The following is an 11,575-nucleotide window of genomic DNA, read 5'->3' as shown; positions in this document are numbered from 1 at the left end:
CGACCCACAGCGGATCGGCGTAGTAGCGCGCAGGTCGCACTGGATCCGACCCGGCGTCTCCTTCGAGGAATTCGCCGCCTTCGTCGACGGCACCGTCGCGGACGCGACTGGGCTGTTCAACACCTTGAGCCCCGCGGCCGCGTGGCCGACGGCGCACCCGTTGCTGCGCGACGCCGGCTGAACCGAGCTTGACGCACTCGCCCGCCCAGGACGGCGAATTCCGTTCAGACCGAAAGCACCGCGTCCAGCGCCGAATAGAACAGGCCCAAGCCGTCGTCGGAGGGGCCCGTCAACGCTTCGATGGCGTGCTCGGGATGCGGCATCAGCCCGACCACACGGCCGTTGGCGGAGCTGATGCCGGCGATGTCGTGCAGCGAGCCGTTGGGGTTGTCGAGGTAGCGGAACACCACCCGGCCCTCCCCTTCCAGCTCGTCGAGCACATCATCGGGGGCCACGTAGCGGCCCTCGCCCGACTTCAGCGGCACCAGCAGCTCAGCGCCCCACTCGAAACGCGACGTCCATGCCGTCGAGATCGACGCCACGCGCAGCCAAACATCCCGGCAGACGAAATGCAAACCGATGTTGCGGGTCAACGCCCCGGGGAGCAGCCCGGCCTCGCAGAGCACCTGAAAACCGTTGCAGATGCCCAACACCGGCATGCCGCGCTGCGCGGCGGCCACCACCTCGCCCATCACCGGGGCGAACCTGGCGATCGCCCCGGCCCGCAGGTAGTCGCCATAGGAGAAACCACCGGGCACCACCACGGCGTCGACTCCCTTGAGGTCGGCGTCGGCGTGCCACAGGCTGACCGCTTCGGCGCCGACCCGGCGCGCCGCCCGGGCGGCGTCGACGTCGTCGAGGGTCCCCGGGAAGGTGATGATGCCGATTCGCGCCGTCATTGCGCCTCCCGGCTGATCGTCCAGTCTTCGATCACGGTGTTGGCCAACAACGTTTCCGCGATCTCGGCGAGCACCGAGTCGTCGACCGTGTCGTCCACCTCGAGCTCGAATCGCTTGCCCTGCCTGACATCTGAGATCCCGGGATGACCCAGCCGGCCGAGCGCGCCGACAATCGCCTGACCCTGCGGGTCGAGAATCTCCGCTTTGGGCATCACATGAACCACTACCCGGCCCACCGGCGCTCCTCCTCAGGTCTGTTTCCGCGCCAACTCTACCGGCGAAGGAGCAGCTCGACCGCTACGGGCACGAGGCAATGTAGGCCTCACACAGGGGTGCGGTCATAGCGTTCAGCACCGGGTCGTCGGGCATTGACGGCCACGGGACCTGCGGCGGGCCCGACGACCAGAGGGTGAGCTCGCTGATCGTGCTGCTGGCCGGGTGGGCGACCAAGTAGGTGTGCATGACCGCCGGTCCGCTGATCACCGCGGCCATCCGGGTGGTTTCGTCGCTGGTGATCGACGGTGATTGCGCCGGCGCCCGCTGCTGGCAGGAGCGCAGCGCGGCGACGGCGTTGCTGAACACCGACGCCGCGATCGCGCCACCGTTGGCCGTGTCGCCGCGCCAGTGCAGGACCTGAGCCTGCAGCTGCCACTGCCCGTCCGGGTGGGTCACTGTGGCGCGTGCCGCCACCGCCGAGTCGCGCGGGTCCCGGGGTACCGCGGGCGTGGCACACAGCTCCTCGAACCGGAAGCGGGGGCCCGGCGTCGCGCCGGTCACCTGCGCCGCCAGCCCGGCCAGCGCGGGCCAACCGTACACCGCGTCCAGCGGTACGGCGCGGCGCTGGATCCACGCGGAATCGGGAATCTGGTCGCATACGGGCGGGCAAGCCTGCGGCTCGGTATGGGCGGGCACTACGACGATGAAGGCCACCGCGAGGCCGCCGACCACGATCATGGTCGCCAGGATCACCCGCATCGGCATCACCCCCGTCAGGGCACAATCGTAATCATGCATCTGACGCATTTCGGCCATTCCTGTCTACTCGCGGAGTTCGATCACACCCGCGTGCTCTTCGACCCTGGAACCTTTGCGCACGGCTTTGAGGGCATAACGGGGTTATCGGCCATTCTGATCACCCACCAGCACCCCGATCACGTCGACGTCACTCGCCTGCCCGCGCTGCTGGAGGGCAACCCGGACGCCGCGTTATACGCCGATCCGCAGACCACGGCTCAGCTGGGCGCGCCGTGCCAGGCGGTGCACGTCGGCGACGAGCTACGGATCGGCGAGCTCACGGTGCGTGCCGTGGGTGGCAAACATGCGGTCATCCACCCGGAAATCCCTGTGATAGAGAACATTTCGTTCCTGGTCGGCGACGGTGATCACCGCGCCCGGCTGATGCACCCCGGTGACGCGCTGTTCGTGCCCGACGAGCCGGTGGACGTGTTGGCGACACCCGCGGCCGCCCCGTGGATGAAGATCTCCGAAGCCGTCGACTACCTGCGCGCGGTGGCACCGGCGCGCGCCGTACCCATTCACCAAGGCATCATCGCCCCGGACGCCCGGGGCATCTACTACGGCCGGCTGACGGAGATGACCACGACCGACTTCCAGGTGTTGCCCGAGGAGCACGCCGTCACCTTCTAGCGCGAGCAGTCAGGTCAGGCGATGTCGTCGGCGACGCCGCGACCCGCGGCGCGCCCCGAGAAGATGCAACCACCCAGGAACGTGCCTTCCAGCGCGCGGTAACCGTGCACGCCGCCCCCGCCGAACCCGGCCACCTCACCGGCGGCGTACAGCCCGTTCAGAGGCGTGCCGTCGGCTTTCAGCACGCGGGCGGCGAGATCGGTTTCTATGCCGCCCAACGTCTTTCGCGTCAGGATGTGCAGCTTGACCGCGATCATCGGCCCGGCCTTCGGATCGGTCAGTCGGTGCGGGGCCACCACCCGGCCCAGCCGGTCACCCAGGTAGCCGCGCGCGGCGCGGATCGCGGTGATCTGGCCGTCCTTGCTGAACTTGTTGGCAACCTCGCGGTCACGGGCGGTCACCTCGGCCTCCACCGTGGCATAGTCCAGCGGCGCGACGCCGGGTAGCTTGTTCATCGCGGTCACCAACTCCCGCAACGTGTTTGCGCTGACGAAGTCGGCTCCCCGGTCGACGAATGCCTGCACCGGTCCGGGCGGCCCGGATCGCGCCCGGTTGCGCAGCAGCTCGAGCAGGCTCTGCCCGGTCAGATCGGGATTCTGCTCCTGCCCCGAGAGGGCGAATTCCTTCTCGATGATCTTGGTGTTCAACACAAACCAGGTGTAGTCATACCCGGACTTGGTGATGTATTCCAGCGTCCCGAGCGTGTCGAATCCGGGGTAAAGCGGTACCGGCAACCGTTTGCCGGCCGCGTCGAGCCACAGCGATGACGGCCCCGGAATGATGCGGATCCCGTGCAGCGGCCAGATCGGGTCGTAGTTGGTGATGCCCTCGGTGTAATGCCACATCCGGTCCGGGTTGATCACCCGCGCGCCCGCCCGCTGGGAGATGCCGATCATCCTGCCGTCCACGTGAGCCGGCACCCCGCTGAGCAACTGCTCGGGTATCCGGCCCATCCGCTTCGGCCAGTTCTTGCGCACGAGCTCGTGGTTGCCCCCGATGCCGCCGCTGGTGACGATCACCGCGGCCGCGCGGAACTCGAATCGCCCCACCGGCGTTCGTGACGACGCCACGCCCCGCGGTGCCGCCGAGGGCTCCAGCACCGTGCCCCGGACGCCGGTCACCGCACCGCCTTCGACGATCAACTCGTCCACCTGGTGGCGGTGCGCGAAGCGCACCGTCGAGCGGTCCCGCAGCTGACGCGCGAAGGTCTCGACCAGGGCGGGCCCGGTGCCCCAGGTGATGTGGAAGCGGGGCACCGAATTGCCGTGCCCCTGCGCGTCATACCCGCCACGTTCGGCCCAGCCCACCAGCGGAAAAATCTTCAGGCCGCGGTCACGCAGCCACCGGCGTTTCTCCCCCGCCGCGAAATCCACATAGGCGTGCGCCCATTGGCGTGGCCAGTAGTCCTCGGGGCGGTCGAACGCCGCCGTGCCGAGCCAGTCCTGCAGCGCGAGTTCGTGGCTGTCGCGAATCCCCAGCCGGCGCTGCTCGGGGCTGTCGACGAAGAACAGGCCGCCGAACGACCAGAAGGCCTGCCCGCCCAGGTTGGCGCTGCTCTCCTGGTCGACGATCAGGACCCGCAGGCCCCGGTCCACCAATTCGCACGCGGCCACCAAACCTGCGAGGCCGGCCCCGACGATGATGGCGTCGGCACCGAACCCCACGGCCGAAGAGTCGCTCATGTCGGACCAGGGTAGCGCCCGAGCCGGGCTGGTCGAGGGGACGCTCGATCAGGCCGCGTCGAGGATCGCTTTGTCGCGCCGCCAGCGGTAGACCGTCGGATCGCAGCCGTGCATCAACGACAGGTCGACGGCGTCCACCATCGCCTGCAGCGGGCCCGGCTTACGGAGATGACGAGCGGCGACGGCAACCCGTACCACGCCGCCGCGGCGGGCGATCCGCTCGGCGGACAGCACCACCATCCGGCACCACCACGGTTCGGTGAGGAAGCCTTCGCCGATGCCGAGCACGCGCGAGCGCACGGTGGCGTGCCGAACCAGGTCGGTGATGCCGTGCAGGTCCGCGAGCATCCGAAAACCGTTGTCGGGCAACGCCTTGACGACGCCCGGCGACACCACCCAGCCAGGCGCGGCGAACAGCCGGGTGCGCAAGCCGAGATGCTCGAGCACCCGATCGGCGGCCATCAGCCGCAGGTTGGCCTCATGGGCCCGAAGGATGGCGAATTCACCGCGGCGCTTCTTGGTGGCCGCGTCGTCATAGCCGTGCAGCACGATGGCGTCGCCGCCGGACCGCCGACCGGTCAGCCATTCGACCGTGTTGGGGTCGCGGTCGAGTCGATAGTCACCACTGAGCCGGGGTGCCACCAACAGCGACACCGGCACGTTGCGGGCATCCATTTGCGCGCAGAACGCCTCCACGTCGGGCAGGGTGCGTTCCCCGATCCCCGAGACCGAGACGATCAATTTTCCAGCCACACCCGCAGTTTGACGATCTCAGGTGTCGGAATGGTGAAGGACACGCAGACGGCAGGCGTATATCGCAACCGCGCTCCCGCAGGTCCCGCCCATGCGCGGCTCGCGGCGGGGGGCGTGCGGGCGACGCCGGGGCCAATCGGTTCGATATGCTAAGCAACGCCATGGATCAGGCCCCGTACGCAGCGGCCGACACCCCGCTACCCTACGATCCCGCCCCGCAGCCGGGCGCGGGTGAGCGGGACTATCCGGACAAGCTGGACGCCGGCCTGTTGCGGATTTCCGCCGTCTGCATCCTGGCCACCGTGATGGCGATCGTGGACGTCACCGTCGTCAGCGTCGCGCAGCGCACCTTCATCGACCAATTCACGTCCTCACAGGCCGTCGTCGCCTGGACGATGACCGGCTACACGCTGGCGTTGGCGACCGTCATACCGATCACCGGGTGGGCGGCCGACCGGTTCGGCACCAAGCGACTCTTCATCGGCTCCGTGCTCGCCTTCACGCTGGGCTCCGTACTGTGCGCTGTGGCCGCAAACATCTTGCAGCTCATCGTCTTTCGAGTCGCTCAAGGCGCCGGCGGCGGCATGCTGCTGCCCCTGAGCTTCATGATCTTGACAAAGGAAGCGGGGCCACGACGGCTCGGGCGCTTGATGTCGATCCTGAGCATCCCGATGCTGCTCGCCCCGATCGGTGGCCCGATCCTGGGCGGCTGGCTCATCGACACCTCCAGTTGGCGCTGGATCTTCCTGATCAACCTGCCCATCGGGCTCCTCACCATGGCGCTCGGGGCGATCATCTTCCCCAGGGACCACGCGGCGCGGTCGGAGACCTTCGACCTTGTCGGCGTGCTGCTGCTCTCGCCCGGCCTGGCCACGTTCCTGTTCGCGGTCTCATCGATCCCGCGCTGCGGCACCGTCGCCGACCGGCACGTGGTGATACCGGCGGCCATCGGCCTGGCGCTGATCGCCGCGTTCGTCGTGCATGCCTGGCGCCGCGCCGATCACCCGCTGATCGATCTGCGACTGTTTCGCAACCCGGTGCTGACCCACGCGAACGTGACGATGCTGGTATTCGCCACCGCCTTCTTCGGTGCCGGCCTGCTGCTGCCCAGCTACTTCCAGCAGGTGCTGCACCAAACCCCGATGCAGGCGGGTTTGCGCATGATTCCTCAGGGGCTGGGCGCCATGTTGACCATGCGCCTGACCGGGCCGTTGGTGGACCGGCAGGGGCCCGGCAAGATCTTGCTGATCGGCATCGCGCTGATCACCGCCGGGCTGGGCACCTTCGCCTTCGGCGTCGCCCGGCAGGCCGACTACCTGCCCACTTTGCTGATCGGCCTGGCGATCATGGGACTCGGCATGGGATGCACGATGATGCCGCTGTCCGTCGCCTCCGTGCAGGCGCTGGCCCCGCACCAGATCGCCCGGGGCACGACGCTGATGAGCGTCAGTCACCAGGTCGGCGGGTCGATGGGCACCGCGCTGATGTCGATGATCCTGACCAACCAGTTCAACCGCAGTGAAAATATCGTCGCCTCGAACAAACTGGCGGCGTTGCGGCAGCAAGCAGCCCTCACCGGGGTCCCGGTCGACCAGTCCGCAATACCGCGGCAGGCGCTGAGCACCGGTTTTTGGACCAACGTGGTGCACGACCTGTCCCATGCCTATACGGCGGTATTTGTGATCGCGGTGGTTTTGGTGGTGTCGACGATCATTCCGGCGTCGTTTCTTCCGAAAAAGCCCGCGAGCCAAACAGTGGGTGAATAGCCCGCTCAGCACGGCCGGTGTCGGGGCGTTCAAGCGCCGGATCCGAACGGACAAGCGATCAGGGTACGACCACCGGTCACCCGCCTGGCCAGCGAGAAAAGGCGCCGGTGCAATCAAACGGCTAAAAGCTTCCGCGGACGGGTATGGGACTCGATATGCTCGGCAGCACGATGCAGAAGGCCTATTCCGCCCCCTCCGATGCCGCGGGCGACCCCACTTCAACCGCGCGATCGGACACGGACAGACGCGGGTCTCCCGACAAACTGGACGCTGCGCTGCTCCGCATCGCCGGGGTGTGCGGGCTGGGCTGCATCATGGCGATCCTGGACAACACCGTCGTGCTCGTCGCGCAGCCCACGTTCCTCGCACAATTCGGTTCGACCCAGGCCATCGTCTCCTGGACGATCGCCGGCTACATGCTCGCTTTCGCGACGGTGATCCCGGTGACGGGTTGGGCAGCCGACCGCTTCGGCACCAAACGGTTGTTCATGGGTTCGGTCTTGCTGTTCACGCTGGGCTCGCTCCTGTGCGCGTTGGCACCAAATATTCTGACCCTCATCATCTTTCGCGTGCTGCAGGGTATCGGTGGCGGCATGCTGTTGCCGCTGAGCTTTGTGATCTTGACTCGCGAGGCCGGACCCAAGCGCGTCGGTCGGCTGATGGCGATCGGTGGCCTCCCGATTCTGCTCGGCCCCATCGGTGGCCCGATTCTGGGCGGCTGGCTGATCGATACTTACGGCTGGAAATGGATCTTTCTGGTGAACCTGCCGGTCGGGCTCGCCGCGTTCGCCCTCGCAGCGATCATGTTCGCCAAAGACCGCTCGTCCCCGTCGGAGGCCTTCGACTTCGTCGGCGTGCTGCTGCTGTCGCCCGGCGTGGCCGCGTTCCTGATCGGGGTGTCGTCCATCCCGGGCCGCGGCACGGTGGCCGACCGCTACGTGTTGATACCGGCGCTCCTCGGGCTGGGCTTGATCGCCGCGTTCGTCTGGCATGCCTGGTATCGCGCGGATCATCCGCTGATCGACCTGACGCTTTTCCGAAACCGCGTGGTCACAGAGGTCAATGTGACGTTGCTGGTGTTCGCCGTCGCCTTCGTGGGCGCCGGGCTGCTGGTCCCGAGCTATTTCCAGGTGGTGCTCCACGAGACCCCGATGCAGGCCGGGCTGCACATGGTGCCGGTAGGGGTCGGTGCCCTGGTGACCATGCCGCTCGGCGGGGCCTACGTGGACCGACGGGGGCCGGGCAAGATCGTCGTGGTCGGCCTCGCGCTGATGGCCGCGGGCCTCGGCGTATTCACGTTCGGCGTGGCCAGGCAGGCCGCCTACCAACCGACACTGCTGGCCGGGTTGACGGTCATGGGCCTGGGCATCGGCTTCACCACGACGCCGCTCAATGCGGTGCTCATGCAATCCCTGGCGCCGCAGCAGATCGCCCGCGGGACGACGCTGATGAGCGTCAACCAACAGATAGGTGGCTCGATCGGAGCCGCCCTGATGGCGGTGATCTTGACCAATCAGTTCAACCACAACGCGTACATCGCCAGCGCAAACAAGTTGGCCGCGCTGCAAGGTGACGCCGCCCGGCGTGGGCAGCCGGTCGATCCGTCTGCCATTCCACGGCAAACGGCCAGCCCCGATTTCGCGAGCAACCTCATGAACAGCCTTTCGCACGCGTACACGGTGGTTTACGTGCTGGCTGTTGTGCTGGTCGCCTTGACCATGATCCCGGCGTGGTTCTTGCCGAAGAAGGTACCGAGCCACGTGGTCGGTGAGTGAGCCCGCAATCGCCCGGTTAGCCGCCGTCGCGGTGGCCGGAGGCGATGGCTAGCAGCCAGGCGTACTGGAACGCGGTTTCCTGCCACGCCTTGTAGCGACCACTGACTCCGCCGTGCCCGGCGTTCATCTGGGTCTTCAACAGGACCGGACTGCCGTTGCCGTTGGCGTGTCGCAACGCCGCCACCCACTTGGCGGGCTCGACGTAGTAGACCCTGGTGTCATTCAGCGAAGTCATCGCCAGAATGGCCGGATATCGCTTGGTCTCGACATTCTCATAGGGCGAATAGGACTTCATGTAGAAGTAGACGTCCTTGTCCTGCAACGGGTTTCCCCATTCGTCCCATTCGGTGACGGTCAGCGGCAACGAGGGATCCAGGATGGTGGTCAGCGGGTCGACGAATGGGACCTGCGCGAGGATCCCGGCGAACAGATCCGGCGCCAGGTTGGCGACCGCTCCCATCAGCAGGCCGCCCGCGCTGCCGCCCAACGCCACGAGTTGCTGGGGCCTGGTGACTCCCGTGTCGACCAAGTGCCTTGCCACCGCGACGAAGTCGGTGAAGGTGTTCTTCTTCTGCAGCAGCTTGCCGTGCTCGTACCACGGCCGACCCATCTCGCCGCCACCGCGGACATGGGCGATGGCGAACACCATGCCGCGGTCCAGCAGCGACAACCGTGCGATGGAAAAGCTGGGATCGATGCACATCTCGTAGGCGCCATATCCGTAAAGCAGGGCCGGGGCCGGAGATTCGATGCCGGCGCGGTGCACGATGGACACCGGGATTCGGGTGCCGTCTTCGGCAGGCGCCCAGTCACGCCGCTCCACGTAGTCGGAGGTGCGGTAGCCACCGAGCACGGGTTGCTCGCGCAGCAAGGTGCGTTCGCCGGTGGCGAAGTCGATGTCGTACACCCGCGCCGGAACGACCAACGACCCCGCCCTGATCCGCAGCTTGGGCGCATCCCAGCTCGGGTTGCCGGCCGTACCGGCCGACATCAACTCGGAGTCGAACGCGATCTCCTCGGGTTGACCGTATCGCCCGTCGGGTTCGATGTCCCACACCTGCAGCCGCGGCAACGCCTCTCGCCGGTAGCTGACCACCAGATGGCCGGCGAAGGCATCCACCCCGTCGAGCCGCACGTCGTCGCGGTGCGGGATCAGCGTTCGCTGCCGGGTCGGGTCATCGACCGGCGCCTCGGTCAGGGTGAAGTTCACCGCGCCTTCGTTATGCAGGATCAGGAACCTGTCCTGCCCGCCGACCACCGCGTGCTCGACCGCGTATTCGACGCCGTCGCGCCGTGGCAGCACCACGCTGAACTGGGCGCGCGGATCGGCGGCATCGGCATACCGGTACTCGGAGGTGATGGACGAGCCCGATGCGATGAAGATGTAGGCCTCGCTACGAGTCAGCCCCACGCCAAGCCAGAACCGTTCGTCGGGCTCGTGATACACCAGCTCCGACGGCTCACCGGAGCCAACGCGGTAGCGCCAGACCTTGTCGGGGCGGTGGGCCGCATCCAGGGTCAGGTAGTAGATGGTGCGGTTGTCGGCCGCCCATGTCGCTCCCGCCCCGATGTCGGGGATCTCGTCGCGATACAGCTCGCCGGTGCGCAGGTCCTTGAACCGCAGCGTGTAGCGTTCGTCGCCGACGACGTCGACCGAATACGCCAGCAGGTTCCCGTCGAGGCTGACGGTGGCGGCACCGAGCGCGAAGAACTCATGGCCGTGCGCCTCGGCGTTGGAGTCGAGCAGGATCTGCTCGCCGGGAATCTCGGTGTCCTCATCCAAGGCCGGCGGATCCCAGTCATCGGGACCGGTTATCGGGCAGCGGCATTGGACCCGGTACTGCTTTCCTTCGAAGGTGCGGGCGTAGTACCACCAGTCGCCCTGCCGCGTCGGGACCGACAGGTCGGTCTCCTTGGTACGCGCCTTGATCTCATCGAAGATCTTCTGCCGCAACGGTTCGAGATCAGCCGTCATCTGGTCGACGTAGCCGTTTTCCGCCTCGAGGTAGGCGATGACTTCGGGGTTGGACTTGTCGCGCAGCCATTCATAGGGGTCGACGACGACGTCGCCGTGATGCTCGCGTCTGGTGTCCTGCCGCTTGGCGACGGGTGGCACTGGAGACACTTCCCGCTCGCGGGCCGCTGCATCGGCGCGCGTTTCCGTCATGCGCCGATCCAGTCACCGAAGCTCAGCCCCGAAATGCGTTCGTAGGCATCGATGTAGCGGCCCCGGGTGGCGTCGATGATGTGCTCGGGCAGCGGCGGCGGTGGCTGCGAGCCGTGGCGGTCCCAGCCGGACTCGCTGCTGGTGAGCCAGTTACGGACGAACTGTTTGTCGAAACTCGTCTGCACCACCCCCACCCGGTAATCCTCGGCTGGCCAGTATCGCGACGAATCGGGCGTGAAGATCTCGTCGGCCAGCAGCAGGTTGCCATCGCGGTCGGTGCCGAACTCGAACTTGGTGTCGGCGATGATGATTCCCTTCGTCAGGGCGTGGTCCGCGGCCTGAACGTAGGTCTGCAGCGTGCGGTCGCGCAGCTGGTTGGCGCGCACCCCGCCCACCAACTCGATCACCCTGTCGAACGAGATGTTCTCGTCGTGATCCCCCAGCGCGGCCTTCGTGGCCGGAGTGAACAGCGGTTCGGCGAACTTGCTCGCCTCGACCAGGCCGGGCGGCAGGGCGATGCCGCAGACCTTCCCGGTCGCCTGGTAGTCCAGCAATCCCGACCCGGTGAGATAGCCGCGCGCGACGCACTCCACCGGGAGCATGTCCAGCCGCCGCACCACCAGCCCACGGCCGAGGACCTCGTCCGGGATGCGCGGGTCGTCCGGCGGACCGGCCAGATGGTTGGGCGCGTCGACCAGACCGAAGAAGAAGACGCTCATCGCGGTCAGGATGCGGCCCTTGTCCGGGATCGTGCTGTCGAGGACGTAGTCGTACGCCGAGATGCGGTCGGTGGCGACCAGCAGCAGGTGCTCGTCGTCGACGGAAAAGATCTCGCGCACCTTACCGCTGGCCAGGTGCTGATATTCGGACAGTGCGGGGCGCATCG

General features: G+C 67.2%; 10 protein-coding genes and 1 pseudogene. 4 read left to right on the top strand and 7 right to left on the bottom strand.

Features of this window, described 5'->3' with window-relative positions; genetic code table 11:
- Window positions 1-181 (top strand): annotated as a pseudogene (locus A5692_RS29460) (hypothetical protein); the annotation flags it as partial.
- A gap of 43 nt (window positions 182-224) precedes the next feature.
- On the opposite strand, the gene purQ reads toward A5692_RS29460, so the two are convergent.
- From purQ to A5692_RS12420, 3 genes are all read right to left on the bottom strand, one after another.
- Window positions 225-899 (bottom strand): phosphoribosylformylglycinamidine synthase subunit PurQ, encoded by a 675-nt coding sequence (gene purQ / locus A5692_RS12430; RefSeq protein ID WP_068056363.1) that lies wholly within the window; start codon window positions 897-899, stop codon window positions 225-227.
- Window positions 896-1,135 carry a phosphoribosylformylglycinamidine synthase subunit PurS gene (gene purS / locus A5692_RS12425; RefSeq protein WP_068056361.1) on the bottom strand — a complete coding sequence of 80 codons (240 nt, stop codon included), beginning with the start codon at window positions 1,133-1,135 and terminating at the stop codon, window positions 896-898. The genes purQ and purS overlap by 4 nt, the downstream gene beginning before the upstream one ends.
- A gap of 61 nt (window positions 1,136-1,196) precedes the next feature.
- A complete protein-coding gene (locus A5692_RS12420) occupies window positions 1,197-1,931 on the bottom strand; it encodes an ATPase (protein WP_068056359.1) in 735 nt (244 codons plus the stop codon).
- Here A5692_RS12420 and A5692_RS12415 point away from each other — a divergent pair.
- A complete protein-coding gene (locus tag A5692_RS12415) occupies window positions 1,908-2,546 on the top strand; it encodes an MBL fold metallo-hydrolase (protein ID WP_068056357.1) in 639 nt (212 codons plus the stop codon). The genes A5692_RS12420 and A5692_RS12415 overlap by 24 nt on opposite strands.
- Window positions 2,547-2,560: 14 nt before the next feature.
- Here A5692_RS12415 and A5692_RS12410 read toward each other — a convergent pair whose 3' ends face one another.
- Window positions 2,561-4,228, bottom strand: a complete 1,668-nt coding sequence (locus A5692_RS12410) for an FAD-binding dehydrogenase (protein WP_068056355.1) — start codon at window positions 4,226-4,228, stop codon at window positions 2,561-2,563.
- A gap of 48 nt (window positions 4,229-4,276) precedes the next feature.
- Window positions 4,277-4,981, bottom strand: a complete 705-nt coding sequence (locus A5692_RS12405; protein WP_068056353.1) for a DUF2334 domain-containing protein — start codon at window positions 4,979-4,981, stop codon at window positions 4,277-4,279.
- 146 nt (window positions 4,982-5,127) lie between these two features.
- On the opposite strand from A5692_RS12405, the gene A5692_RS12400 reads away from it, so the two are divergent.
- Window positions 5,128-6,747, top strand: coding sequence for a DHA2 family efflux MFS transporter permease subunit (locus A5692_RS12400; RefSeq protein ID WP_068056351.1), 1,620 nt, complete (start codon window positions 5,128-5,130; stop codon window positions 6,745-6,747).
- 155 nt (window positions 6,748-6,902) lie between these two features.
- A complete protein-coding gene (locus A5692_RS12395; RefSeq protein WP_068056365.1) occupies window positions 6,903-8,522 on the top strand; it encodes a DHA2 family efflux MFS transporter permease subunit in 1,620 nt (539 codons plus the stop codon).
- A gap of 16 nt (window positions 8,523-8,538) precedes the next feature.
- On the opposite strand, the gene A5692_RS12390 is transcribed toward A5692_RS12395, so the two are convergent.
- On the bottom strand, window positions 8,539-10,689 hold the full coding sequence (locus A5692_RS12390) for a S9 family peptidase (RefSeq protein WP_068056349.1): 2,151 nt from the start codon (window positions 10,687-10,689) through the stop codon (window positions 8,539-8,541).
- The gene (locus A5692_RS12385; RefSeq protein WP_068056347.1) at window positions 10,686-11,573 is read right to left on the bottom strand and encodes a phosphoribosylaminoimidazolesuccinocarboxamide synthase; all 888 of its coding nucleotides are present in this window, start codon (window positions 11,571-11,573) and stop codon (window positions 10,686-10,688) included. Before A5692_RS12385 ends, A5692_RS12390 begins: the two co-directional genes overlap by 4 nt.
- Between the last annotated feature and the right edge of the window lie 2 nt (window positions 11,574-11,575).

Source organism: Mycobacterium sp. E342 (assembly GCF_001667665.1).
In the GTDB taxonomy this organism is placed as follows: Bacteria; Actinomycetota; Actinomycetes; order Mycobacteriales; family Mycobacteriaceae; genus Mycobacterium.
Note: the sequence above shows the minus strand (reverse complement) of the source record. Positions and strands in the feature narration are given on the sequence as shown.

Bases quoted from the DNA above. Each gene is read 5' to 3' on its own strand.
- purQ (WP_068056363.1), bottom strand. From the start codon at position 899: ATGACGGCGCGAATCGGCATCATCACCTTCCCGGGGACCCTCGACGAC.
- A5692_RS12415 (WP_068056357.1), top strand. From the start codon at position 1,908: ATGCATCTGACGCATTTCGGCCATTCCTGTCTACTCGCGGAGTTCGAT.
- A5692_RS12420 (WP_068056359.1), bottom strand. From the start codon at position 1,931: ATGGCCGAAATGCGTCAGATGCATGATTACGATTGTGCCCTGACGGGG.
- A5692_RS12410 (WP_068056355.1), bottom strand. From the start codon at position 4,228: ATGAGCGACTCTTCGGCCGTGGGGTTCGGTGCCGACGCCATCATCGTC.
- A5692_RS12400 (WP_068056351.1), top strand. From the start codon at position 5,128: ATGCTAAGCAACGCCATGGATCAGGCCCCGTACGCAGCGGCCGACACC.
- A5692_RS12395 (WP_068056365.1), top strand. From the start codon at position 6,903: ATGCTCGGCAGCACGATGCAGAAGGCCTATTCCGCCCCCTCCGATGCC.
- A5692_RS12390 (WP_068056349.1), bottom strand. From the start codon at position 10,689: ATGACGGAAACGCGCGCCGATGCAGCGGCCCGCGAGCGGGAAGTGTCT.
- A5692_RS12385 (WP_068056347.1), bottom strand. From the start codon at position 11,573: ATGCGCCCCGCACTGTCCGAATATCAGCACCTGGCCAGCGGTAAGGTG.